Raw genomic sequence first — 23978 nt, forward strand, 5'->3', positions numbered from 1 at the left:
CGTACCCCGCATCACGCGCGGTACGGCCCCTTCGGGTGACTGCTAGTAGATCGGCTTGTCGGGCTCGATCTGGTGGACCCAGCCGATCACGCCGCCGCCGACGTGGACCGCGTCCGAGAAGCCCGCGGACTTCAGGACCGCGAGGACTTCCGCACTGCGGACACCCGTCTTGCAATGCAAGACGATGCGCTTGTCCTGCGGCAGGTCCTGCAGGGCGGTGCCCATCAGGAACTCGCCCTTGGGGATCAGCCGTGCGCCGGGGATCGAGACGATCTCGTACTCGTTGATCTCGCGGACGTCGATGATCTCGATGTTCTCGCCGTCGTCGATCCACTCCTTGAGCTGCTTGGGAGTGATCGTCGAGCCGGCGGCCGCCTCCTGGGCCTCCTCCGACACGACGCCGCAGAAGGCCTCGTAGTCGATGAGCTCGGTGACGGTCGGGTTCGGGCCGCAGACCGCGCAGTCGGGGTCCTTGCGCACCTTGACCTGGCGGTACTGCATCTCCAGGGCGTCGTAGATCATCAGGCGGCCGACCAGCGGCTCGCCGATGCCCGCGAGGAGCTTGATCGCCTCGTTGACCTGGATGGAGCCGATGGACGCGCAGAGCACGCCCAGCACGCCGCCCTCGGCGCAGCTCGGGACCATGCCCGGCGGCGGGGGCTCCGGGTACAGGCAGCGGTAGCAGGGGCCGTGCTCGGACCAGAACACCGAGGCCTGGCCGTCGAAGCGGTAGATCGAGCCCCACACGTACGGCTTGTTCAGCAGCACGCAGGCGTCGTTGACCAGGTAGCGCGTGGCGAAGTTGTCCGTGCCGTCGACGATGAGGTCGTACTGGCTGAAGATCTCCATCACGTTCTCGGCTTCGAGCCGCTCTTCGTGCAGGACCACGTTCACGTACGGGTTGATGCCCAGCACGCTGTCGCGGGCCGACTCGGCCTTGGAACGGCCGATGTCCGCCTGGCTGTGGATGATCTGGCGCTGCAGGTTCGACTCGTCGACCTCGTCGAACTCCACGATGCCCAGCGTTCCGACGCCCGCCGCGGCCAGGTACATGAGCGCGGGCGAACCGAGACCGCCCGCGCCCACGGCCAGCACCTTGGCGTTCTTCAGACGCTTCTGGCCGTCCATCCCGACATCCGGGATGATCAGGTGGCGGGAGTACCGACGAACCTCGTCAACGGTGAGCTCAGCAGCTGGCTCGACCAGGGGTGGCAGCGACACGGGGACTCCGTAGATGGTGATTTCTCAACGGTGGTTCTTCCCGTAACACTGCCACGCCCGTCTTCATTCCAAGACACCCGTCCCGATCCGCGAGACGATTTCGTCCCAGTACGCGGGCATGGAGGCCCACGGGTCACGGTCGGCCGCGCCGCGCCGGTCGGTGAACCAGATGGTGCCCGCGCCCTGCCAGCGGGCGATCCGCATGGCCTCTTCCAGGTGCGTGCGCGGCACCCCGTGGACGAGGTGGCAGAACCGCTCAGCCGGATGGTCGGCGGTCCACTCGGCCACCTGCGACCAGCGGTAGTCGGCCCAGGCCCCGGAGAAGGTGACCAACTGGTCGGCGGCCTCCAGGTAGCCCTCGTACGGGTGCGTGCCGTGCCCGAGGACGATCCGCACGTCCTCGCCGAGGCCGCGCAGGGTGTCCGCGACCCGGCGTACCGAGGCGAGGCCGGCCTTGTCCGCCGGTGCGTCGGCGAGGTAGAAGCCGCCCACCCCGTACCAGTCGCGGAAGCGGTGGGCGTCGGAGACCAGCTCGCCGAAGGACCGCAGTCCGTCCCGCATGGCGAGATGGCCGAGGAGGCAGGGGCCCGCGGCGCCCGCGCCGCGCAGCTTGGCGGCCGCCTCCGTGCAGTGCGGGTCGGGCCGCCCGCCAGGGCCGTCCGTGACGTTGAGCACGGCCCAGTGCAGCGGGGTGCCGGGGCGGGTCAGCTCGGCCCACTCGACGGGCGCGAGCAGCGGGTGCGCGTAGCCGGGGACGCCGAGGCCGAGGCGGCCGGCCTCGGTCGCGGCGGTCGTCGCGGCCCCGGGCGGGGTGGTCAGATACGGCACGCCGCCTCCATCCAGATGTCCGCGAGGGACTCCTCCAGGTTGATCCGCGGCCGCCAGCCGAGCCGGTCGCGGGCGGTGCGGACGTCGGCCTGCTGCCAGGCCCCGCAGCCGTCGGGGTAGGGATAGGGCTGGGGTGCCGCGGCGGCGAGCTGTTCGGCGGTCGCCTCGGATCGGGGGGACCCGATGGCGGCGAGACCGGCCGGCCGGCCGGGGTGCGCGTGCTGCTGGGGCCCGCCGTGCGGGACGTCGAGCTCGTGCAGGGCGCCCCCGTACCCGGCGACGCGGGCCAGGACGCCGGCCGCGTCGCGCAGCCGTACCGCGCGGCCGGTGCCGATGTTGACCACGCCCTGGGCGGCCGAGAGGGAGGCGGCGTGCACGGCCCGCGCCACGTCCCGTACGTCCACGAAGTCGCGCTGCACGCCGAGCCCGCTGAGCTTGAGCTCCCCGTCCCCGGACTGCATCGCGCGCCGCATGGCCTCGGCGAGGCGGCCGAGGGGGGAGCCGGCCGGGGTGCCGGGGCCGACGGGCGAGAAGACGCGGAGCACGACGGCGTCCAGCCCGGAGCCGAGCACCAGCTCGGTGGCGGCCAGTTTGCTGACCCCGTACGGCCCGCCGGGTCTCGGCACGGCGTCCTCGGCGGTCGACGATCCGGGCTGGCTGGGCCCGTACTCGGCGGAACAGCCGAGCTGGACGAGCCGGGCCCCGCAGCCGCTGCGGCGCAGCGATTCGCAGATGGTGGCGACGGCCACGGTGTTGTGCCGGGTGAGCTCACGGGCTCCGCCGCGGGTGGCTCCGGCGCAGTTGATCACGACGCCGGGGTGGACGGCGTCGAGGAAGCGGGTCAGCGCTCCGGGGCTCCCGGTGGCGAGGTCGAAGCGGACGTCGGCGTCGTCGCCGCGGCCGAGGGCGGTGAGCTGCACGGCGGGGTCGGCGAGCAGCCGGTCGGCGACGTAGCGGCCGAGGTATCCGTTGGCTCCGATCAGCAGCACCCTCATCGCGTGGCCCCTTGGTTGGTTGGCTGGCCGGTCATCTTCTGTTTCTCCTTGCGGGTGGGTGGATGGGGCCGCGCATGGGCGGATGCGCGGGACAGGGCGAGGACCGCGTGTACGAGGAGTCCCGCGGCGGCGGCCGAGGCCGCCGCCGGGACCGGGACGAGGGCGAGCGCCAGGGCGGCGGCGACCGGGCCGCGGTGGGCTCCGTGCCGCAGCAGCAGCCTGGTCAGGAACAGCAGCAGGGCGAGCGGCAGCGCCGCCGCGAGCGGGGCTCCGGCGACCGCGGCCGCCCCGGCGGCGGCCCCGGCGAACACCGCGACGGCGGCGAGGAGCAGCGGCCGGACCCGGTCCGCGAACTCCTCCAGGGCCCGGCTCCCGGCGACCCGGACCCGGGCCCGGGCGGCGAAGGCGGCGGCGACCAGGTGTCCGGGGGCGACGGCCAGGGCGAGGCCGAGAGCGAGGGCGGTGCCGTGCCGGTGCGCGGCCCAGCCGGCGACGGCCGCGGCGAGCAGGTGCGCGGCGTAGGGGAACCGGCCGCCGGCGGCCCGTCCGGGCCACACCAGCGCGGCGGCGGTCGCGGTCACGGCGGCGGGCCCGGCCCAGGCCGGGGCGGCGGCGGCCGCGCCGAAGGCGAGCGCGCCGGGCAGCAGAGCGCAGCCGAGGCCGCGCAGCGCCGACGGTCCGGCCGGCAGGGGGGCGAGCGCGGTGGCGGGAGCCTCCCCGTGCGGGGTGCGGGCGTAGAGCTCCTCGGCGAGGGAGAAGACGTCCCGGTGCCGGAAGCGGGTGGCCGTGCGGTCGGTGATCCCGTGGGCCTCCAGTCCGGCGGCGATCTCCAGCGGGTCGACGGCCCGTTCGCACAGCTCGCGGTGCCGGTGCAGCAGCGCCTTGACGGGGTCCGCGCCGGTCCGCCGCCGGCCCGCCTGCGGCGGCGGCGCGGGCGGGGCGGGGGTTTCGGGTTCGACGGTGGTCATACGGTCGCCTCCGGCAGCGGTTCGGCCCAGGTGGGGCTGGTCCAGTGGCCCGGCACGCGCGCCTCGGCGGGCCGGGCGAAGGGCACCTCCGCGTCCGGCCGGGCGGCTCCGGTGGCGAGGAGCCTGAGGTAGATCTCCTGGAAGGCGGCCACGTTCTGCTCGACGGTGAACAGTTCCAGGGCCCGGGCGCGCGCGGCCGCTCCGAGCCGGTGCGCGCGCTCGGGGTCGCCGAGCAGCGCCAGGCAGGCGTCGGCCAGCGCCCTCGGGTTGCGCGGCGGGACGACGAGCCCGGTGCCGCCGATGACCTCGCAGACGGCGCCGACGTCGGTGGAGACGGTGGCCCGGCCGCAGAGCATCGCCTCGGCCAGGGTGACCGGGAAGCCCTCGATCACGGAGGAGAGGACGACGACGCTCCCGGCGCCGTAGGCCTCGGCCGGGGTGGGCGCGTCGGGTCCGCCGATCTCCTCGAAGGTGACGGGGTTCTCCCCGACGGTGACGGCGTCGGCGGCCTCGTCGGGGAAGAGCTGGGCGGCCAGGGAGCGGCAGTCGGACAGGTAGCCGGGGGCCGCGGCCGTGGCGAAGATGCGCAGGCGGGTCGTCGGAGCGGCCTTGCGGACCTCCGCGAAAGCGTGCAGCAGGGCGATGAGGTCCTTGGCCGGCTCTATGCGGCCGACCCATACCAGGGTGTCGGGGTCCCCGCGGTCCGCCGACTCCCCGACGGTGGCGAATCGGTCCGCCTCCATCCCGGGGTAGACCGTCCGCAGCCTGTCGCGGGCGGCCCCGCACCGCTCCTGCCAGCGCCGGGCGTGCGCGTTGCCGGGGGTCAGCAGGTCGGCCCGGGCGTAGATCTCGCCCGCGAGCCGGATGTGGAAGGCGGCGAGCAGGGCCCGCAGGGCGGGGCGGGCCTCCGGGCGCTGCTCGAGGTAGTGGGCGCGCAGTTGGACCCCGTACTCGGTGACCAGCAGCGGAACCCCGAAGAAGCGTTTGGCCAGCAGGCCGGGGAGCGCCGCGACCCCGCCCGCCGCCGCGTGGCAGACGTCGACCGCGCCGAGGCTCCCCAGCCGGGCGTTCTCCTCGTACCAGTCAAGGGACAACGGCCGCAGCATCCGCTCCAGTTCGTCCACGAACTCCAGCAGGTCGGGGACCTGGGCCGTCTGCACGGTCCGCCCGGCGCCCGGTGCCCGGCAGGCGGACTCCACCGCCCGAACGGCGGACTCGGAGCGCAGCGCCGCGTACAGGCTGCCCTGCTCGCGGGCGAGTCCGGCGAGCCCGTACAGTCCGGCCGCGAAGGCGGGTGCCTCGCCGGCGCAGATCCCGCGGACCAGTTCCCGGAAGGCATCGGCGAACCGCCGGCGCTCGCGCCGGGAGTAGGTCCGCCCGTCGTCGGCCGGGGCCCACAGGGGGGCGGTCCGGACCCGGGTGACGTGCTCGGGCAACGGGACCGTCGCGCGCTCCTGCCCGGCGCTGCGGCTCAGTGCGTAGAGCTCGAACTCGTGCTGCGGGAGTCCGCGCACGAGCCGGTCGCACCAGAGCCTCGCCTCTCCCGTCGCATACGGATAACCACCTTCCGTGAGCAGTCCGATCCGCACGAGTGGCACCCCCGATCTCCCGTCCAGGCGGTCGCCGTCGGTCCGGCGACCCCGCCGCGGAAGAACTCAAGCGGATATGCCGAAGGCGCGACGGACGGTTGTCCGTCGCGCCACCGGAAGGGGTGAAGAGTCGTAACTTTCCCGTACGGTTCGCGTTCGAGCGCGCTACGCGGGGAGCGCCCGGTCAACTGCCGGGAAACACCCAGGGGTTGGGCTTGCACTGGATGCCGTCGATGTCGAGCGACTTGGTCTGCTGCTGCATGATCGGGGCGAGCGCGCCGGGCGTACGGCAGCTCACGTGGCCGTTTCCGAGCCGGTGGCCGACCTCGTGGTTGATGAGCATCTGACGGTAGGCGACCATCTGGTCCGGCCCGTAGGTGGCGGATCCCTGGGCCCAGCGGAACGCGTTGATCATCACGCGGTCGGTGGCGGCGGAGTCGCAGGACACGTTGTCGATGGTGGTGTCCAGCCCCGACTTGGCGCACCACTTGCCGGTGGTGCCGGGGCTGGCCAGGGTGATCACGAAGTCGGCCTCGCCGCCCGGTACCCGCTCGAAGGTCTTCGTGCCGCCGTGGCCCCAGCTGCGGTCGTCGTTGAGGGTGCGGTGCACGGCCTCGGCGAACAGTTGCGGGTCCAGGCCCAGGCCCTGCTCCACGTCGACCCGGTAACGCACGAGGCGGCCCTTGCCGGGGGCCTTGGCCACGCCCGGCACGGTGTCGAAGACGCCGGAGCCGGTGAGCTTCTCGTCGATCGGGAGCTGCTGGGCCATCTTCTGCTCGTACGTGAGCTCCTGCGCGGGCACGGGTGCCTGCGAGGGCGCCTGCACGGCGGCGTCGGGCGTCGGACGCCCGTCGGAACGCGAAGCCGCCTCGTCGGCCCGGCCGTCGTCGGGTGCGGTGAGCGCGCCGTGCCGGACGGTCTCGCCGTCGGAGAGCACCTGGCCCGCGACGACGACGGCGAGGACGGTGGTGACGGCCGCCGCGGCCATGCCGCCGTAGGTGCGCACCTTCGTGCCGCGGCCGGAGCCGGGCCGCTGCGGCTCCGCCAGGGGCGCGTCGGCCGGTTTGCGCGGCCCGGGCACGCGGCGGTGCGAACCGGTGGAGGTGACGGGGTCGCGGTCCGGGGCCGCGACCGGGGCCGGAGCGGCCGGGACGGAGGGGGGCTCGGCCGTCGCCGGCGGGGCCAGGGTGACCTGCGGGAAACCGACCGCGGGGGTACCGAAGGCCGGGGTGTCGCCGTCCAGCAGGGCGGTTGCGGCGGTCGCGGTCCGGGCGCGCGGGACGCCGCGCCAGTCGCCGTACACGGAGCCGGATCCGGTTCCCCACGCGCCGCCGGGCTCGTGCTGCTGGGGGTGGCCACCGGGGACGGGCCGCTCCTCGGGCACGTAACCCCGGTGGGTGACCGTGGTCTCGGGCCACGACCGGGTGCGTTCCTCGTAGACCGGCGGCCGCGCGTAGGGCTGCCCGTACGCCTGCTCCTGCGCGTGGCCGTGGGTCTGCCCGTACGGCGGCTCGTGGGACCGGGGGCCGGGGGCCGGGGCGGCGGTGGGCGCCGGAGCAGGCGGGGGGGCCTTGCGACTATGTCGTCCCACGGTCCTCAGCCTCTGCCGTCTTCGGTGTCCCGGAGCAGGTCCCGGAAGGCGGCCGCGACCACCTCGGGGTACTCCATCATCGCCACGTGCCCGGCCTCGGGCAGGCACAGCAGCCGCGAGCCCCGGAAGGCAGCGGCCGCCTTGTGCGCCATACGGTACGAGACCAGTTGGTCCCTGCCACCGTAGACCAGCAGGGTCGGCGCGAGTACCCGCTGCGCCTGCCTCCACAGTCCGTGCTGCCCGCCGAGGGTGTAGGCGTCGACGATGCCGCGGGAGGAGCGGGTCAGGGAGTCCCAGAAATACGGGAGCGCCATCCGCCGCTCCATCTCCTCGACCGCGTTGCGGAACCCCTGCGGTGTCACCCGGGAGGGGTCTCCGTAACAGAGCTCCGTCACCCCCTGGGTGCGCTGTTCGGCGGTCAGGCCCTGCGCGATCCGGCCCAGCAGCGCGGCCATCCCGGGTACGGCGAGCAGCGCGGTCGGCACGGCGGACCGCTGCACGCGCAGTTCGGGCAGTGCGGGCGAGACGAGCGTCAGGGTGCGCACGAGGTCGGGCCGGACGGCGGCGACGCGGGTGGAGACGGCGCCGCCCATGGAGTTGCCGAACAGGTGGACCGGGCCGCGTCCGGCGGCGTCGAGGTGCCGGATGACCGCGCGGGCGAACGCCGTGACGGAGTAGTCCCGGTCGGCGGGCGGCGGGGACCAGCCGAAGCCGGGCAGGTCGAGGGCTTCGCCGTCCACGGTGCCGGCCAGCCGCTCCATGAGGTCCGACCAGTTCTGCGAGGAACCGCCGAGTCCGTGGACGAACAGGGCGGGCGGCAGGTCCGTGCGGACGGGCGGGCGCACCCGGACGGCCAGCTCCAGCCCGGGCAGCGCGACGGTGCGCAGCTGCTCTCCCTCGGCCACCCGGACCGCTCCCGCCGGGGCGGAGGGCTCGGCGGTGGACCGTACACCCGGCAGCTCGGTCGAAGACATGCGGCAATGTTACGAGACGATCACGCCGGTCTCCTTGTGTTCGCGGTCACAGCCGCATGGCGATCCGTATAGCGGGGTATCCGCAAGCCTCCTAGGCTCGTACTGAACACAAGGAAGCGAGGGGAGCGGTATGACTGTCGACCCGGCGGAGCCGGACACCTTCCGGGAGCCGATTCCGGAAGTCATCGACCCCGAGGCGCCCGAGGCGGACCTTGCGGAGCAGCTGACGGAGGTGGAGCCGTCACAGGACGACGACCGCGTCACCGGGGTGGAGCGCGGCGAGGCCAATGACGGCGACGCCGTGGAGCAGGCCAGGGTGGTGCCCCTGGACGACGACGACTACCGCTGACCAGCGCCTCCGACCGGTCCGTACCGCGAGAAAACTCGGCTTGAACCCACCAGATCCGGTTACCGAAAAGTACGATGGCGGCGCGGCGCAGAGCGCACTGTGTTCTTAGAGAAAGTGGGAGGCGGCGTGACAGCCATCGAGCAGACCGAGGCAGCGCGTCCGCGGGGCACGCGACTGCCGCGCCGGGCCCGGCGCAACCAGCTGCTGGGCGCGGCGCAGGAGGTCTTCGTCGCGCAGGGTTACCACGCCGCGGCCATGGACGACATTGCGGAGCGGGCCGGGGTGAGCAAGCCGGTGCTGTACCAGCACTTCCCCGGCAAGCTCGACCTCTATCTGGCACTGCTGGACCAGCACTGCGAGGCCCTGCTGCTCGCCGTGCGCACGGCGCTCGCGTCGACGACCGACAACAAGCTGCGCGTGGCCGCGACGATGGACGCGTACTTCGCGTACGTGGAGGACGAGGGCGGCGCCTTCCGGCTGGTCTTCGAGTCCGACCTGACGAACGAGCCGGCCGTGCGCGAGCGCGTCGACCGGGTCTCGCTCCAGTGCGCCGAGGCCATCTCCGACGTCATCGCCGAGGACACCGGCCTGTCCAAGGACGAGTCGATGCTGCTGGCCGTGGGCCTGGGCGGGGTCTCACAGGTGGTGGCCCGCTACTGGCTGTCCAGCGAGAGCCCGGTCGCCCGGGACACGGCGGTGGGCCTGCTGACCTCGCTGGCCTGGCGCGGTATCGCGGGCTTCCCGTTGCACGGCAGCGAGCAGGCCGCCGAAGGCTGATCCGCCGGTCGGCCGCGTGCGCTGTTCGCTGCGAGCGTGTCCGCTGCGAGCGGTTCCCGTCCCCTCTCCGGGCTAATGTGGACCGCGTACGGCGCGGCTGATCGCGCGAACCGGACCGTCGGAGGGACAAAGCCGTGGAGGTCAAGATCGGCGTGCAGCACGCACCCCGGGAGATCGTGCTGGAGAGCGACCTGAGCGCCGAGGAGCTGGAGAACATCGTCGCCGCCGCGCTGTCCGGTACGGCGCCGCTGCTCAGCCTCACCGACACCAAGGGCCGCAAGGTCCTGGTGCCGTCGGACCGCCTGTCGTACGTCGACCTGGGCGAGCCGAGCACGCGCAAGGTCGGTTTCGGAGCGCTCTGACGCGGTGGCACCTGACGTGCCGAGAACTGTCCGAAACGGCCCGGTGGTTGATCCCACCGGGCCGTTTCCGTGTCTTCCGCTTCGGGTAGGACGGCAGTGACGGCGTTTGCCCTGATGTGTGGGAGGGATTTCATGCTGCTGATGGAAGTGCTCGGCTCCGCCCTGCTGGGCCTCGCCCTGTCCGCGACGGCCGCGCGCATGCTCGCCCGCAGACTGCCCGCCCTGCGCGTGGTGCTGGTCAGCGGGGTGCTGGGGGCGCTGTTCGGGGCGTATCTGACGCACTTCGCACTCGGCCCGGGGCACAACACGCTGACCGCCACCTTCGTCGGGGCCGTCCTGGTGTCCGCGGTGGTGCTGTCCCTGCTGCTCCGACCGGCCGCCGGGCCCCGCAGGCCCGCGCACGGGACTCCGTTTTCGCTCCCGACCCGGGGCTGACCCCTGATCGCGACCGTGATCGCGACCCTGACGTCTGACACCTGACACCTGACACCTGACCGCAGATGGCTGACAGCTGACAGCTGACAACCGACATCTGGTCCCTGGCGCACGCCGGCCCCGGCACGGACGGTTCCGTGCCGGGGCCGGCGTACGTCGGGCGTCAGCTGCTACGCGGCGAGGCCGAGGGCCGCCATCCGCTTGGTGTGCGCCTTGGTGATCCGGGTGAACATCTCCCCGACGGCCGCGAGGTCGAAGCCGGCGGCCATCCCGTCGACTCCGCCGACCAGCATGGTGGAGAGCGCGTCGCGCTCGGCGACCACGCGCTGGGCCTGCGAGAGGGCCTCGCCCATCAGCCGGCGGGCCCACAGCGCGAGGCGGCCGCCGCAGCGCGGGTCCGCCTCGATGGCCGCGCGGACCTTCTCGACGGCGAAGTTGCCGTGGCCGGTGTCGTCGAGCACACCGAGCACGAGGGCCCGGGTGTCGGTGTCGAGGTGCGTGGCGACCTCGCGGTAGAAGTCGCTGGCGATCGAGTCGCCGACGTAGGCCTTGACCAGGCCCTCCAGCCAGTCGGACGGCGCGGTCTGGCGGTGGAAGTCGTCCACGCCCTTGGCGAAGGGCTCCATGGCGGCCGTGGGCTCGACGTCGATCGCCGCGAGCCGGTCGCGCAGCCGCTCGAAGTGGTGGAACTCGGCGGAGGCCATGGCGGCGAGCTCGGCCTTGTCGTCGAGGGTGGGCGCGAGCTTCGCGTCCTCCGCGAGGCGCTCGAAGGCCGCGAGCTCTCCGTACGCGAGGGCGCCGAGCAGGTCCACGACGGCGGCCCGGTACTGCGGCGAGGCAGAGGCGGCCGCCCAGTCCTGGGCGGCGATGCCCACGGCTCCGGCGGGGGTGCCGTCGTCGGCGGGCGTGGCGTTTTCTACGGTCGACATGCTCCGCACAATAGCCCGCCGCATGCGGCCCCAAGTCACCGCGGCTGGTCACCGCCGGTCTGCCCAAACGTGCCGCGGTGATGAATTCGCCCGACACAGCTGCGCGATTCCGGGGTACAGTGGTAATGCGCCTGCCGGATACTCGGCGGGCCATCCGAATGAGGATGCCCGGTCGGTGGCCCGATCGGCTCCAAACCGACCGCCCTCAAAGGTGTGGTGTGTACGCACATGCGTGCCTCCCCGCACGAGGGGCCCCCTCAGCGGCACGAGCGCTTGAGCGACGGCAGTGGTCCCGCGCAGCTTCGTACGTAGAAGTACGGCACAGCCAGGCACGGTACGACCCCCTTCGCCGCCTCGGGCCGCGTCTCACAGAAGAGGCAGCACCCTGACTACGTTCCGAGACCTCGGGATCCTCCCCGAGACCGCCGAAGCCCTCGAGGCCGTCGGCATCGTGTCCCCCTTCCCGATCCAGGAGATGACCCTCCCCGTCGCCCTCTCCGGCACGGACGTCATCGGCCAGGCCAAGACCGGAACCGGCAAGACGCTCGGTTTCGGCCTTCCCCTGCTGGAGCGGGTCACCGTCCCCGCGGACGTCGAGGCGGGCCGGGCCAAGCCCGAGCAGCTGACCGACGCCCCGCAGGCCCTCGTGGTGGTTCCGACCCGCGAGCTGTGCACCCAGGTCACCAACGACCTCCTGACCGCGGGCAAGGTCCGCAACGTCCGCGTCCTCGCCATATACGGCGGTCGCGCGTACGAGCCCCAGGTCGAGGCGCTCAAGAAGGGCGTCGACATCATCGTCGGCACCCCGGGCCGCCTGCTCGACCTGGCGGGCCAGAAGAAGCTCGACCTGTCGCACGTGCGCGCGCTGGTCCTCGACGAGGCCGACGAAATGCTCGACCTGGGCTTCCTGCCCGACGTCGAGAAGATCATGAACTACCTGCCGCCGAAGCGCCAGACCATGCTGTTCTCGGCGACCATGCCGGGCGCGGTCATCGGTCTGGCCCGCCGGTACATGTCGCAGCCCACGCACATCCGCGCCGTCTCCGAGGACGGCGAGGGCGCCACGGTCGCCAACATCGCGCAGCACGTCTTCCGTGCGCACAACATGGACAAGCCGGAGCTGGTCTCCCGCATCCTCCAGGCGGAGGGCCGCGGCCTGGCCATGATCTTCTGCCGTACCAAGCGCACGGCCGCCGACATCGCCGAGCAGCTGGAGAAGCGCGGCTTCGCCTCGGGCGCCGTCCACGGCGACCTGGGCCAGGGCGCGCGCGAGCAGGCCCTGCGCGCGTTCCGCAACGGCAAGGTCGACGTGCTGGTGTGCACCGACGTCGCCGCCCGCGGTATCGACGTCGAGGGTGTGACCCACGTCATCAACTACCAGACGCCGGAGGACGAGAAGACCTTCCTGCACCGTGTGGGCCGCACCGGTCGCGCGGGCAACAAGGGCATCGCCGTCACCCTCGTCGACTGGGACGACATCCCGCGCTGGCAGCTGATCAACAAGGCGCTGGGGCTGGACTTCCACGACCCGGTGGAGACGTACTCCACGTCCCCGCACCTGTACGAGCAGCTGGACATCCCGGCCGGCACCAAGGGCATCCTGCCGCGGGCCGAGCGCACGCGGGCCGGCCTGAAGGCCGAGGACCTCGAGGACCTGGGCGAGACCGGCGGCCGCGGTGGCCGTGGCGGCCGCGACCGTGGTCCGGCTGCCGCCGCCGTCGTGACGGAGGAGCGCCCCGCGCGCACCCGTACGCCGCGTCAGCGCCGCCGTACGCGCGGTGGTGCCGAGCTGGGCTCCGAGGCCGCGGCCGCTCCCGCCGTGGACGGGGCCGCGCAGGCTCCGGCCGCCGAGGAGCCGCGCAGGCCGCGCCGCCGCCGCACCCGTGTGGGCGCGGTGCCGGCCCAGGCCGTCGAGGCCGTGCCGGTCGTCGAGGCCGCCGCTGCGGTCGCGGTGGCCGAGGAGGCTCCGGCCAAGCCGAAGCGCACCCGCACCCGCAAGGCCGTCGCCGCGGTCGCCGACGCGGCCGTGGTCGAGGCCCCGGCCGAGGAAGCCCCGGCCAAGCCGAAGCGCACCCGCACCCGCAAGGTCGTCGAGGCGGCTCCCGAGCCGGACTTCCAGATGGCCCCGCCGGTGGAGCCCGTCAAGGCCCGCGCCACCCGCACCCGGACCCGCAAGGTCGTCGAGGCGGCCCCCGAGCCGGACTTCCAGATGGCCCCGCCCGTGGAGCCCGTCAAGGCCCGCGCCACCCGCACCCGGACCCGCAAGGTCGCCGAGGCCGCCCCGCAGGCTCCGGCCGCCGCCGCGGCGGCCGAGGAGGCCCCGGCCAAGCCGAAGCGCACCCGCACCCGCAAGGCCGCGGCCGCTCCGGAGGCGTAAGCACCCGCCCGATGGCCCGGCTCCCCGTCCAGGGGGGCCGGGCCATCGGCGTATCGCCCTCCCGCGGAACCACGGTGGCGACCGGCCAGTAACGTGAGCCGTATGAGCAAGCCGCCGCGCCTGACCCTGCCCCCGCGCGCCCGCGCGTACCTCCTCGACACCGCCCGTGGCGCGTTCGCCGTCCACGAGGCCGGGGCGCCCGTCCGCGGGACCGCCCTGCTGGTCCCCGGGTTCACGGGCAGCAAGGAGGACTTCATCGGCCTCCTGGAGCCGCTGGCCGACGCCGGGTACCGCGCCGTGGCCGTGGACGGGCGCGGCCAGTACGAGAGCCCGGGGCCGCGCGAGGAGGGCGCGTACGCGCTGGAGGAGCTGGCGGGGGACGTCCTCGCCCAGGCCGCCGCGCTGGGTGCGGGCCCGGTGCACCTGGTCGGGCACTCCTTCGGCGGGCTGGTCTCGCGCGCCGCCGTGCTCCGCGACGCCTCCGCCTTCGCCTCGCTCACGCTGATGAGCAGCGGGCCCGCCGCGATCTGCGAGGAGCAGCAGGCGCGTACGAAGCTGCTGGTGGCGGCCCTGGAGGCGTTGCGCGAGGACATGCCTGCGGTGTGGGAGGCCATGCGCGGCCAGGATCCCGAGGACGCCGTCCCCGACTCGCCCGAGCTGGCGGAGTTCCTGCGCGAGCGGTGGCTGGCCACCGTCCCCGAGCAGCTGATCGCGTCGGGCCGGGTGCTGATCAGCGAGCCGGACCGGATCGCGGAGCTGGCGGCCGTCCCGCTGCCCAAGCTGGTGCTGTCCGGAAGCGTGGACTACGCCTGGCCGGTGCCGCTGATGGACGACATGGCGGAGCGCCTGAGTGCTTCCCGTGTGATTGTCGAGGGCGCCGAGCACTCCCCGAATGCGGAATATCCGCTGGTCACAGCGGGTGCACTGGCGGCGTTCTGGGATTCCTGCACCGGTTCACCCGAGCCCAGTCGTTAGCCAGTGAAAAAATTTCCTTAGCGTAGGGAATGTTTGCCCTCTACACTTCGTTATCACCTGTGCAAGGAGAACACTGACGAAGGGAGAAGCCCCATGCGCTTCGAGATTCTGCGCCTGGACGACGTCGACGGAACCGCCGTGGACAGCACCGTCGTGGACGCGGCCTCCGTCAACCGGATCGTGCAGCAGGCAGCGGCCATAGGCCAGCGCATCCTAATCCGACCGGCTGCGACGGCGTCCTGCTGACGCCCTGACACACCGCACGGACGTAGACGCCCCCACACCGGAACCGGTGCGGGGGCGTTCGCACGTCCGCGGCGGGCGGGCACGCCGGGGGCGTCGCGCGCGTCAGGCGCCGCGGACGACCTGGAGCACTCCGTTGATGATCTGCTGGACGGCGATCGCGGAGAGCATCATTCCGGCGAGCCGCGTCACCAGGACCACTCCCCCGTCCCGGATGACCCGGATGATCACCAGCGAGTAGCGCATCGTCAGCCACAGCACGACGTGCATCGCGATGATCGCGCACCAGACCGAGACCTGGCCGCCGAACCCGTCGGCCTTCTGCACGGCCAGGATCACGGACACGATCGCACCGGGACCGGCCAGCAGCGGCATGCCCAGCGGGACGAGGGCGACGTTGACGTCCTTGGTCTGCTTGGGCTCGTCGGTCTTGCCGGTGAGCAGGTCGAGCGCGATGAGCAGGAGCAGCAGACCACCGGCGATCATCAGCGCCGGGACGGAGACGTGCAGGTAGTCCAGGATCTGCTGGCCGCAGATCCCGAAGACCGCGATGACGCCGAAGGCCACGCAGACCGCCTGCCAGGCCATCTTGCGCTGCACTTTGACGGGACGCCCGGAGGTCAGGGCGAGGAAGATCGGCGTGATCCCCGGGGGGTCCATAATCACAAAAAGCGTGAGAAAAAGGGATCCGAAGACGGCGAAATCGAACACAGTGATGCCTTGCAGTGAGGGGTGTCGCGAAAAGGACGCGCAGAAAAGGGAGCGGGAAAGGGGTGGGACGGGTGGAGCCGAGCTGGGCTCGCTACCCCTCGCGTCCGCCGGCGCCCGGCACCGGGAAGGCCCCGGTCGCACGGCGCGTGATCTCGCCGTAGATCTCGGGATCGGTCGTGTATTCCCCGAGCCGGCAGGTCTTGCGGCTGCCGTGGTAGTCGCTGGAGCCGGTGGTCAGCAGGCCGAGCTCCGCCGCCAGGCCGCGCAGCCGCGCACGGGTGGCGGTGTCGTGGTCCATGTGGTCCACCTCGATGCCGTCCAGGCCCGCCGCCGCCAGCTCCGCTATCGCGGCCTCGGGCACGCACTGGCCGCGCTTGACGGCTGCGGGGTGGGCGAAGACGGTGACCCCGCCGGCCGCCTTGACCAGGCGGATGGCGTCGAAGGGATCGAGCTCGTGCTTCTCGGCGTACGCGCGCCCGCCGTCGGCCAGCCAGTCGGGGGTGAAGGCGTCCGAGACGGTGGGTACGACGCCCAGCTCGACCAGCGCGGTCGCGATGTGCGGCCGCCCCACGGAGCCGTCACCGGCGATCCGGGCCACCTGCTCCCAGGTGACGTCGACGCCGAGCGCCTGGAGCTTGCCGACCATGGCCTGGGCGCGGGGAGCGCGGTCGTCCCGTACGAGCTCCCGCTCACGGGCCAGCTCGGGCTCCAGGGGGTCGAAGAGGTAGGCGAGCATGTGCAGCCCGACCCCGTCGAGCCGGCAGGACAGCTCCGCCCCGGTCACCAGGGTCAGCCCGGCGGGCAGCGCGGCGAGGGCCTCGGCATATCCGCCCACCGTGTCGTGGTCGGTCAGCGCGACCACGTCCAGCCCCGCCCCGGCGGCACCCCGCACCAGCTCGGCGGGGGTGTCCGTACCGTCGGACGCCGTGGAGTGGGTGTGCAGGTCGATGCGCACAGCCGGGCTCCAGGGTGGTGGTACGGACGGGGGACGGAAGCTCCAGGATAACCGGGCCGCAGGTCCCCCCGAGCAGTGGACCCGCGGGCTCTAGCCGGGCCCGAGGATGCGCGGGCTCAGTGCACCGCACGGCAGGAGCTCGATCTCGGCTCCCGCGTCGCGCAGGTCGGTGAGGACGAGCTCGTCGTACATGAGGAGGCCCGACTGCTCCGGCCACACGATCGCCCAGAGCCACAGGCCCCGCGCCTCCCCCGCGAAGACGGCCCGGTCGTCGGGGACTCCGCCCAGGTGCCACAGGGGTGTGGGGCGGCCTGCCGCGACCACCTTGGCGTGCGGCGGCGCCGACACGTCGATGTGCGGGCCCGGGTCCGGGCCGTCGATGCCCGCGAACCGCGCGCCGAGCCCCACGCCCAGTTCCTCGGCGACCAGCAGCAGCTCACCCATGCCGCCCAGCGGGCCGGGACCCGAGCAGGCCACGGCCGTCGCCCGTCCCCCGCTGCGGTCGTCTCCGGCGGAGGCGACCCCGGTGAACAGCCAGCCCACCGGCAGCGGCCACGGCATCCACACCGGCACCTGCGTGCGGTGCGCGACCACGCTCAGGCCTTCGACGCTGGGCGGGATCACCGGTTGCAGAGGGTAGACGGCGCCGTGCACCGTGCACTGCCAGGAGTCGGAGAAGAGACCGGGCGCTCTGACCCGGCCACCGCACTTCGGGCAACTTGGTTCGCCCCTCATAAGAAGCCACGCTCCTCCCCGCCCGGCGCGCCGTCAAGACGCGATCACCCGTCCGGGCTCAGTCCAGTGCGACTGCGGTACGCAGAGGATCCCGCAGATCCGTGCCGCGCGCGAGCCAGCGTTCCTGGAGCGCGGCCGCACCGTGCACCCGTTTCCACGCGGCCTCGTTCGCCGTCATGGGCAGGAGGGGGAGGAACCGCACCGGGTCCATGGGCTCGTCCAGCTCGAGGTCTTCCACCAGGCCCCCGGGCTCGCCAACGAGGACGGAGCTGAACGGCGCGCCCTCCCAGAGCGGTTCGCCGACCTCCAGTGAGGCCCCGGGGGCGACGATCAGTCCCTCGACCTGCGGGGAGGCGGCCAGAACCGCCAGCGGCCTGAGCAGTTTGTCGGTGGGGGCCAGTCCGCCCCGCACCGTCAGCACCAGCTCGGCGCGCGGCCCGCGGACGGGGTCGGCGACGACGGCGGTCGGATCGGTCATGGGGTGCGCGGACATCCCGAGGGTCGCGTACCGCACGAGGTCGCCCTCGGCGAAGCGCAGTACCTCGATGCGGTCGGTGCCCAGGAAGGTGACGGCGGCGCGTGCGTCGGGTACGCCGAACGCGGTGCACAGCCGAGCCTCCACGAGGGCCAGAATTTCTGCCATGGAGCGAGCATAGAACTCGTATCCGCCGGGTAAAGGAAGCATCTTGACCATCCGTCGGCTGATAGTGTTGACAGCTGGTCGGGGCCGCGCTGAAGAAGCGCTGATGGCATGTCGTGTGCAGCGGCAACCCCCGGCGACAGGACGTCCCCCACGGGGGACCGGCCGGAGGAGGTGGGGCTGCGATGGATCGAAGTCGATCGTGCAGTACCAATCGCTCTTCCGCTTCTGTGACGGGCGCCTCCAGCCCCCTTTGATCTCCTGATCAGTAGAAGAGCGACGGCAGAACGTTGTCCTCCCGTCCTGTTCCCTCCCCCTGCCCGGGCATGCCCGCCCGCACCGGCGGAGGGTCTCCCACCCGTACGGTCCGCAGCCGTGCGCGCGAAGGAGCCTGCCATGTCGATGCTGCCCTACCTGCGTGCGGCCGTCCGCCCGTCGCTGCGCAAGTCCACCCCGGCCCAGTCGGGATACGACACCACCCGCGACCCGTCGGCGAGCAGCGCCGTGGTCGACTGCGCCGTGTACCGCGACGGCCGGCGCGTGCTGGGGCCCGCGTGTCTGACGCCCCGTGAGGCGATCCGCCGCGTCCGCGAGGACGGCGGTTTCGCCTGGATCGGCCTGCACGAGCCGACCGCGGCGGAGTTCGCGGGGATCGCCGCCACCTTCGGCCTGCACCCGCTAGCGGTGGAGGACGCCGTGCACGCGCACCAGCGGCCGAAGCTGGAGCGCTACGACGACACCCTCTTCACCGTCTTCAAGACGATCCACTACGTCGAGCACGCCGAACTGACCGCCACCAGCGAGGTGGTGGAGACCGGCGAGGTGATGTGCTTCACCGGCCCCGATTTCGTCATCACCGTCCGGCACGGCGGGCAGGGGTCCCTCAAGGGGCTGCGCCACCGCCTCCAGGACGACCCCGACCTCCTCTCCAAGGGCCCCTCCTCGGTCCTGCACTCCATCGCCGACCACGTCGTCGACGGGTACATCGCGGTCGCGGCGGCCGTCCAGGACGACATCGACGAAGTGGAGAGCGAGGTCTTCGCCGCCCCCGCCAAGGGCACCGCGCGCGGCGGCGACGCGGGCCGCATCTACCAGCTCAAGCGCGAGGTGATGGAGTTCAAGCGGGCCGTCTCCCCGCTGCTGCGCCCGATGGAGCTGCTCAGCGAGCGGCCGATGCGGCTCGTGGACCCGGACATCCAGAAGTACTTCCGGGACGTCGCCGACCACCTGGCGCGGGTGCACGAGCAGGTGGTGGGCTTCGACGAGCTGCTGAACTCGATCCTCCAGGCCAATCTCGCGCAGGCCACGGTCGCCCAGAACGAGGACATGCGCAAGATCACCTCCTGGGCGGCGATCATCGCGGTCCCCACGATGATCTGCGGGGTGTACGGGATGAACTTCGAGCACATGCCCGAGCTCCAGTGGAAGTACGGCTATCCGATGGTGATGGCCTCGATCGTCGGCATCTGCTTCACCATCCACCGGACGCTGCGCCGCCACGGCTGGCTCTGAGCCCCGAACGGGCCTCCCCTACTCTGGTGCGCATGACTCTCAGCGCGCTCGACCTGGCCCTCGTCGAGGAGGCCACCAAGAAGTCCGGCCTGATCTGGGTCCGCGGGACCGGGGCGGACCGCGCCCTGTGGCACGCCTGGGTGGACGGCGCGGCACACGTTCTGGGCGACGGGCCCGGCGAGCAGCCGTTCCCGGGGCTCGCCGACGGCGGGGGCGCCGAGGTGACCGTGCGGAGCAAGGACAAAGGCGGCCGGCTGGTGGCCTGGACCGCGACGGTACGGGAGCTCGTGCCGCACGGCGAGGAGTGGACGGCCGCGGTGGCCGAGCTCAAGGGCAAGCGGCTGAACGCGCCCGACTCGGAGGAGATGACCGAGCGCTGGGCGAGGGAGTGCCGCCTGCTGCGGCTGGAGCCGGAGTCGGTCCGCACGGAGCTGCCGGCCGGCTCGCTGGCCGCGGCCCCGCTGGCCTCGCCCGCGATCACCCGCAGGCCGATTCCGGCGCACCTGCCGAAGCTCCTGCTGAAGCGGAAGAAGTCCGCCCGCCCCTAGGTCGTACCGTCTCGTTCACCACGTGCCGGTCAAGCCCGCGCCGCCCGCGGTCCGTGGAGGCCCGCGGGGGCTACGGGCCGGCCGGGTTCGAGCCCTGGCCGGATCCCTTGGTCTCGCCTTCCTTCGTCGTGGGCAGCTGGGAGCCGTAGTCGACGGTCTGGTCCTGCGCGGGCGGATCCAGCGGGAAGGCCTTGCCCCACTCGGCGAGTTCCACCCGGCCGGCGCCGCCCGCGCGCTCCATGAGCAGGGGGTAAGGGGTCCCCTCGAGGGAGACCGAGAGCTTGCCGCCCTTGCCGGCGTCCGCCGTGACCTGGACCGCGCGGGTGTGTCCGACCTTCGTGTACGAGCCCTTGGCGAGCCGGCCCTCGAGGCCCAGCAGCCCGTCCAGCAGGACGTCCATGTCGGTGAAGCCGCGGAACTGCTTGTAGGAGGGGTCCCCCTCCGGCACCTTCACGTACTTGTCGCCGAGCTTCCCGGCCGAGTCGGACTGGCCCCAGAACGCCGCGCTCGCCTTCAGGTACAGCTGCTCCCCCACCCGCAGCAGCTGGAAGGTGTCGTCCTGGGACTTCACCTCGCCGGAGCCGCCGTCCGACTTCAGCCGCATGTCGAGGGTGAAGGACTTGCCGCCGCTCACCAGCGTGCCGGACAGGTGCACCGAGTCGGCCTCGGTGGCCGCCGCCTTCGCCTTCGCCTCGATCTTGTCGGCGGAGAGCTTGCCGATCCCGTTCGTGCCCTCGTCGGGATCGTCCCCGCAGCCCGTACCGGTGACGGCGAGGCCCGCGCACAACGCACCGATGAAGGCGGCCCGGCGCAGCCGCGCGGCAGGGAAGTAGGCGGTCACGTGCGAGTGCCTCTCGTCGGTCGTCTGCGAGCAGCAGGCAGCGTACCCGGCCGGGGGCCGGCGGCCGCCAACCCCCCGGAGGGACCCCGTGCGGACGGCCCCACCAGGACGGTTGCGCGGCGCACGGGCTAGCCTGAGGGGCGGCAGGACTGTTGATGGACGCTCTAGGAGGCGCTCGGATGGCTGCAGGCGCCCCGCGGATCTTCGTCTCGCATCTGTCGGGTGTGCCCGTCTTCGACCCCAACGGCGACCAGGTGGGCCGCGTGCGCGACCTCGTCGCGATGCTGCGCGTCGGCGGCCGGCCGCCCCGGCTGCTGGGCCTGGTGGTCGAGGTGGTCAGCCGGCGGCGGATCTTCCTGCCCATGACCCGGGTCACGGGCGTGGAGTCCGGGCAGGTCATCACCACCGGCGTGGTCAACATGCGGCGCTTCGAGCAGCGCCCCACCGAGCGGCTGATCCTCGGCGAGCTGCTCGACCGGCGGGTACGGCTGACCGCGTCCGGTGAGGAGGCCACCGTCCTGGACGTGGCCATCCAGCAGCTGCCGGCCCGCCGGGACTGGGAGATCGACAAGATCTTCGTACGGAAGGGCAAGGGCGGTGCGCTGCGCCGGCGCGGGGAGACCCTGACGGTGGAGTGGTCGGCGGTGACCGGCTTCTCGCTGGAGGAGGAGGGCCAGGGCGCCGAGAACCTGGTCGCGACCTTCGAGCAGATGCGCCCGGCCGACGTGGCGAACGTGCTGCACCACCTGTCACCGAAGCGGCGCGCCGAGGTGGCGAGCGCCCTCGACGACGACCGGCTGGCGGACGTCATGGAGGAGCTGCCCGAGGACGAGCAGGTGGAGATCCTCGGCAAGCTGAAGGAGGAGCGCGCCGCCGACGTCCTGGAGGCCATGGACCCGGACGACGCGGCCGACCTGCTCTCCGAGCTGCCGGAGGACGACAAGGAGCGGCTGCTGACGCTGATGCAGCCGGACGACGCGGCCGACGTACGGCGCCTGATGTCCTACGAGGAGCGCACGGCGGGCGGTCTGATGACCACCGAGCCGATCGTGCTGCGGCCGGACGCGACGGTCGCGGACGCGCTGGCCCGCGTGCGGCAGGCGGACCTGTCGCCGGCGCTGGCGGCCCAGGTGTACGTGTGCCGGCCGCCGGACGAGACGCCGACGGGCAAGTACCTCGGCACGGTGCACTTCCAGCGGCTGCTGCGGGACCCGCCGTTCACCCTCGTCAGCTCGATCGTGGACACCGGGCTGGCGCCGCTGCGGCCGGACGCCTCGCTGCCGGTGGTGACCAGCTACCTGGCCGCGTACAACATGGTGGCCGTGCCGGTGGTCGACGAGAGCGGTTCGCTGCTGGGCGCGGTCACGGTGGACGACGTACTGGACCACCTGCTGCCGGAGGACTGGCGCGAGACGGACTTCCACTCCGAGGAGGCCGTCCATGGCCACTGACCGGGGGCGCGGCGACCAGTCGCGCGAGCGGCGGCGGGAGCAGATCCGCGAGCGCCGCGAGCAGGCGAGGCTGCAGGCGCGCGAGCAGGGGCTGGCGGACGCCGCCGAGCGGGTGGAGCGTTCGTCCTTCGAGCGCGGCGAGCGGGTGAAGGCCGGTCAGTTCGGTCCGTCGACCGGTTCGAGCGCGCTGACGCGTTCACGGGTCCGGCTGGACCTGCCGCGCCCGGCGCGCCGCAAGCTGCTGCCCGAGTACGACCCGGAGGCGTTCGGGCGCCTGTCGGAGCGGGTGGCGCGGTTCCTGGGCACGGGCCGGTTCATCGTGTGGATGACGGTCGTCATCATCGTCTGGGTGCTGTGGAACATCTTCGCTCCGGACGACCTGCGGTTCGACCAGTACCCGTTCATCTTCCTGACGCTGATGCTGTCGCTGCAGGCCTCGTACGCCGCTCCGCTGATCCTGCTGGCCCAGAACCGGCAGGACGACCGCGACCGGGTCAACCTGGAGCAGGACCGCAAGCAGAACGAGCGGTCCATCGCCGACACCGAGTACCTGACGCGGGAGATCGCGGCGCTGCGGATGGGCCTGGGCGAGGTCGCGACGCGCGACTGGATCAGGTCCGAGTTCCAGGACCTGATCAAGGAGATGGACGAGCGGCGGCTATTCCCGCCGGAACGTGACGAAGGCGACCGCTGACGGGCTTTCCCGAGCCGTGCTACCGAGCCGTACCATCGGGGCATGGCTACCGACACAAGCTCCGCCGACGCCGCCGCCGTGCCCGAGCAGGACGCGATCCTGGACGCGCTGGCGACGGTGAACGACCCCGAGATCCACCGGCCGATCACCGAACTCGGCATGGTGAAATCGGTGGAGATCGGTGACGGGGGCGCGGTCGCCGTCACCGTCTACCTCACCGTGTCGGGCTGCCCCATGCGCGAGACCATCACCAAGAACGTCACCGAGGCCGTCGAGCGCGTCGCGGGCGTCACCTCGGTCGCCGTCTCCCTGGACGTGATGAGCGACGAGCAGCGCAAGGAGCTGGCCGCCACGCTGCGCGGCGGGACCGCCGAGCGCGAGGTGCCCTTCGCGAAGCCGGGCTCGCTGACCCGTGTGTACGCGGTCGCGTCCGGCAAGGGCGGTGTCGGCAAGTCGTCCGTCACGGTGAACCTGGCCGCGGCGATGGCCGCGGACGGCCTGAAGGTCGGCGTGGTCGACGCCGACATCTACGGCCACAGCGTGCCGCGCATGCTGGGTGTCGACGGCCGCCCCACCCAGGTCGAGAACATGATCATGCCGCCGTCGGCGAACGGCGTGAAGGTCATCTCCATCGGCATGTTCACCCCGGGCAACGCGCCGGTGGTGTGGCGCGGCCCGATGCTGCACCGGGCCCTCCAGCAGTTCCTTGCGGACGTGTTCTGGGGCGACCTGGACGTGCTGCTGCTGGACCTGCCGCCGGGCACCGGTGACATCGCGATCTCGGTGGCCCAGCTGGTGCCGAACGCGGAGATCCTGGTCGTCACCACGCCGCAGCAGGCCGCCGCCGAGGTGGCGGAGCGGGCCGGCTCGATCGCCGTGCAGACCCACCAGAAGATCGTCGGCGTCGTCGAGAACATGTCGGGCCTGCCGTGCCCGCACTGCGACGAGATGGTGGACGTCTTCGGCTCGGGCGGTGGCCAGAAGGTCGCCGACGGCCTCACCAAGACGGTCGGCGCGACCGTTCCGGTGCTCGGCTCCATCCCGATCGACGTCCGCCTGCGCGAGGGCGGCGACGAGGGCAAGCCCGTCGTCCTGTCCGACCCGGACTCCCCGGCCGGCGCGGCCCTGCGCGCGATCGCCGGCAAGCTGGGCGGCCGCGCCCGCGGTCTGTCGGGCATGTCCCTGGGCATCACCCCGCGCAACAAGTTCTGACGGGCGGCCCGCACGGGCCGCTCGGCGCGAAGGGCACCGCCGGCCGGCGGTGCCCTTCCGCGTTGC

General features: G+C 72.7%; 25 protein-coding genes. 12 read left to right on the forward strand and 13 right to left on the reverse strand.

The window, feature by feature from the left end:
* Positions 1 to 42 precede the first annotated feature (42 nt).
* The 7 genes from moeZ to AB0D44_RS11375 all read right to left on the reverse strand — a co-directional run bounded on the left by moeZ (position 43) and on the right by AB0D44_RS11375 (position 8166).
* Positions 43 to 1221, reverse strand: a complete 1179-nt coding sequence (gene moeZ, locus AB0D44_RS11345; RefSeq protein ID WP_362587890.1) for an adenylyltransferase/sulfurtransferase MoeZ — start codon at positions 1219 to 1221, stop codon at positions 43 to 45.
* Positions 1222 to 1284: 63 nt separating this feature from the next.
* Entirely contained in the window at positions 1285 to 2049 is a 765-nt protein-coding gene (locus tag AB0D44_RS11350; RefSeq protein ID WP_362587893.1) for a spherulation-specific family 4 protein, read from the reverse strand.
* Positions 2037 to 3044: an NAD-dependent epimerase/dehydratase gene (locus tag AB0D44_RS11355; protein ID WP_362587896.1), complete on the reverse strand. Its 1008-nt coding sequence runs from the start codon at positions 3042 to 3044 to the stop codon at positions 2037 to 2039. Before AB0D44_RS11355 ends, AB0D44_RS11350 begins: the two co-directional genes overlap by 13 nt.
* The gene (locus tag AB0D44_RS11360) at positions 3041 to 4012 is read right to left on the reverse strand and encodes a hypothetical protein (protein ID WP_362587899.1); all 972 of its coding nucleotides are present in this window, start codon (positions 4010 to 4012) and stop codon (positions 3041 to 3043) included. Before AB0D44_RS11360 ends, AB0D44_RS11355 begins: the two co-directional genes overlap by 4 nt.
* Positions 4009 to 5601, reverse strand: a complete 1593-nt coding sequence (locus AB0D44_RS11365; RefSeq protein WP_362587901.1) for a DUF3492 domain-containing protein — start codon at positions 5599 to 5601, stop codon at positions 4009 to 4011. Before AB0D44_RS11365 ends, AB0D44_RS11360 begins: the two co-directional genes overlap by 4 nt.
* 184 nt (positions 5602 to 5785) lie before the next feature.
* On the reverse strand, positions 5786 to 7192 hold the full coding sequence (locus AB0D44_RS11370; RefSeq protein WP_362587903.1) for a DUF3152 domain-containing protein: 1407 nt from the start codon (positions 7190 to 7192) through the stop codon (positions 5786 to 5788).
* 5 nt (positions 7193 to 7197) lie between these two features.
* A complete protein-coding gene (locus AB0D44_RS11375; protein ID WP_362587906.1) occupies positions 7198 to 8166 on the reverse strand; it encodes an alpha/beta hydrolase in 969 nt (322 codons plus the stop codon).
* Positions 8167 to 8296: 130 nt separating this feature from the next.
* Here AB0D44_RS11375 and AB0D44_RS11380 point away from each other — a divergent pair, with 130 nt between their 5' ends.
* The 4 genes from AB0D44_RS11380 (at position 8297) to AB0D44_RS11395 (ending at position 10089) form a co-directional block, all read left to right on the forward strand.
* Positions 8297 to 8515: a hypothetical protein gene (locus AB0D44_RS11380; protein ID WP_362587909.1), complete on the forward strand. Its 219-nt coding sequence runs from the start codon at positions 8297 to 8299 to the stop codon at positions 8513 to 8515.
* A 126-nt stretch (positions 8516 to 8641) separates the two neighbouring features.
* Positions 8642 to 9292 carry a TetR/AcrR family transcriptional regulator gene (locus AB0D44_RS11385; protein WP_362587912.1) on the forward strand — a complete coding sequence of 217 codons (651 nt, stop codon included), beginning with the start codon at positions 8642 to 8644 and terminating at the stop codon, positions 9290 to 9292.
* A gap of 134 nt (positions 9293 to 9426) precedes the next feature.
* Positions 9427 to 9654: a DUF3107 domain-containing protein gene (locus AB0D44_RS11390; protein WP_362587915.1), complete on the forward strand. Its 228-nt coding sequence runs from the start codon at positions 9427 to 9429 to the stop codon at positions 9652 to 9654.
* Between the two features lie 132 nt (positions 9655 to 9786).
* Positions 9787 to 10089: a hypothetical protein gene (locus AB0D44_RS11395; RefSeq protein WP_362587918.1), complete on the forward strand. Its 303-nt coding sequence runs from the start codon at positions 9787 to 9789 to the stop codon at positions 10087 to 10089.
* A gap of 170 nt (positions 10090 to 10259) precedes the next feature.
* On the opposite strand, the gene AB0D44_RS11400 is transcribed toward AB0D44_RS11395, so the two are convergent.
* Positions 10260 to 11018, reverse strand: a complete 759-nt coding sequence (locus AB0D44_RS11400; RefSeq protein WP_362587921.1) for a ferritin-like fold-containing protein — start codon at positions 11016 to 11018, stop codon at positions 10260 to 10262.
* A 451-nt stretch (positions 11019 to 11469) separates the two neighbouring features.
* Between AB0D44_RS11400 and AB0D44_RS11405 the strand changes: the two genes are divergently transcribed.
* The 3 genes from AB0D44_RS11405 to AB0D44_RS11415 all read left to right on the forward strand — a co-directional run bounded on the left by AB0D44_RS11405 (position 11470) and on the right by AB0D44_RS11415 (position 14616).
* Entirely contained in the window at positions 11470 to 13395 is a 1926-nt protein-coding gene (locus AB0D44_RS11405) for a DEAD/DEAH box helicase (RefSeq protein ID WP_362587924.1), read from the forward strand.
* A 102-nt stretch (positions 13396 to 13497) separates the two neighbouring features.
* On the forward strand, positions 13498 to 14370 hold the full coding sequence (locus AB0D44_RS11410) for an alpha/beta fold hydrolase (protein ID WP_362587927.1): 873 nt from the start codon (positions 13498 to 13500) through the stop codon (positions 14368 to 14370).
* Between the two features lie 93 nt (positions 14371 to 14463).
* Entirely contained in the window at positions 14464 to 14616 is a 153-nt protein-coding gene (locus tag AB0D44_RS11415) for a hypothetical protein (protein ID WP_362587930.1), read from the forward strand.
* A gap of 102 nt (positions 14617 to 14718) precedes the next feature.
* Here the strand turns inward: AB0D44_RS11415 and AB0D44_RS11420 are convergent, their stop codons facing one another.
* The 4 genes from AB0D44_RS11420 to AB0D44_RS11435 all read right to left on the reverse strand — a co-directional run bounded on the left by AB0D44_RS11420 (position 14719) and on the right by AB0D44_RS11435 (position 17657).
* Positions 14719 to 15324 (reverse strand): MarC family protein, encoded by a 606-nt coding sequence (locus tag AB0D44_RS11420; protein WP_362587932.1) that lies wholly within the window; start codon positions 15322 to 15324, stop codon positions 14719 to 14721.
* A 91-nt stretch (positions 15325 to 15415) separates the two neighbouring features.
* Complete coding sequence (locus AB0D44_RS11425; RefSeq protein ID WP_362587935.1) at positions 15416 to 16279, reverse strand: PHP domain-containing protein; 864 nt, start codon at positions 16277 to 16279, stop codon at positions 15416 to 15418.
* 90 nt (positions 16280 to 16369) lie between these two features.
* Complete coding sequence (locus AB0D44_RS11430; protein ID WP_362587938.1) at positions 16370 to 17014, reverse strand: DUF6758 family protein; 645 nt, start codon at positions 17012 to 17014, stop codon at positions 16370 to 16372.
* A gap of 58 nt (positions 17015 to 17072) precedes the next feature.
* Complete coding sequence (locus AB0D44_RS11435; protein WP_362587941.1) at positions 17073 to 17657, reverse strand: suppressor of fused domain protein; 585 nt, start codon at positions 17655 to 17657, stop codon at positions 17073 to 17075.
* A 393-nt stretch (positions 17658 to 18050) separates the two neighbouring features.
* Between AB0D44_RS11435 and AB0D44_RS11440 the strand changes: the two genes are divergently transcribed.
* On the forward strand, positions 18051 to 19166 hold the full coding sequence (locus AB0D44_RS11440; protein ID WP_362587944.1) for a magnesium and cobalt transport protein CorA: 1116 nt from the start codon (positions 18051 to 18053) through the stop codon (positions 19164 to 19166).
* A gap of 32 nt (positions 19167 to 19198) precedes the next feature.
* Positions 19199 to 19714 carry a hypothetical protein gene (locus tag AB0D44_RS11445; RefSeq protein ID WP_362587947.1) on the forward strand — a complete coding sequence of 172 codons (516 nt, stop codon included), beginning with the start codon at positions 19199 to 19201 and terminating at the stop codon, positions 19712 to 19714.
* A gap of 70 nt (positions 19715 to 19784) precedes the next feature.
* Here the strand turns inward: AB0D44_RS11445 and AB0D44_RS11450 are convergent, their stop codons facing one another.
* Positions 19785 to 20555, reverse strand: a complete 771-nt coding sequence (locus tag AB0D44_RS11450; protein ID WP_362587950.1) for a hypothetical protein — start codon at positions 20553 to 20555, stop codon at positions 19785 to 19787.
* A gap of 179 nt (positions 20556 to 20734) precedes the next feature.
* Here AB0D44_RS11450 and AB0D44_RS11455 point away from each other — a divergent pair, with 179 nt between their 5' ends.
* The 3 genes from AB0D44_RS11455 to AB0D44_RS11465 all read left to right on the forward strand — a co-directional run bounded on the left by AB0D44_RS11455 (position 20735) and on the right by AB0D44_RS11465 (position 23912).
* Positions 20735 to 22006 (forward strand): CBS domain-containing protein, encoded by a 1272-nt coding sequence (locus AB0D44_RS11455; protein ID WP_362587953.1) that lies wholly within the window; start codon positions 20735 to 20737, stop codon positions 22004 to 22006.
* Positions 21996 to 22700, forward strand: a complete 705-nt coding sequence (locus tag AB0D44_RS11460; protein ID WP_362587955.1) for a DUF1003 domain-containing protein — start codon at positions 21996 to 21998, stop codon at positions 22698 to 22700. The genes AB0D44_RS11455 and AB0D44_RS11460 overlap by 11 nt, the downstream gene beginning before the upstream one ends.
* Positions 22701 to 22778: 78 nt before the next feature.
* Positions 22779 to 23912: an Mrp/NBP35 family ATP-binding protein gene (locus AB0D44_RS11465; RefSeq protein WP_362588031.1), complete on the forward strand. Its 1134-nt coding sequence runs from the start codon at positions 22779 to 22781 to the stop codon at positions 23910 to 23912.
* Positions 23913 to 23978: the final 66 nt, after the last annotated feature.

It is taken from the genome of Streptomyces sp. NPDC048349 (assembly GCF_040651925.1).
Classification (GTDB): Bacteria; Actinomycetota; Actinomycetes; order Streptomycetales; family Streptomycetaceae; genus Streptomyces.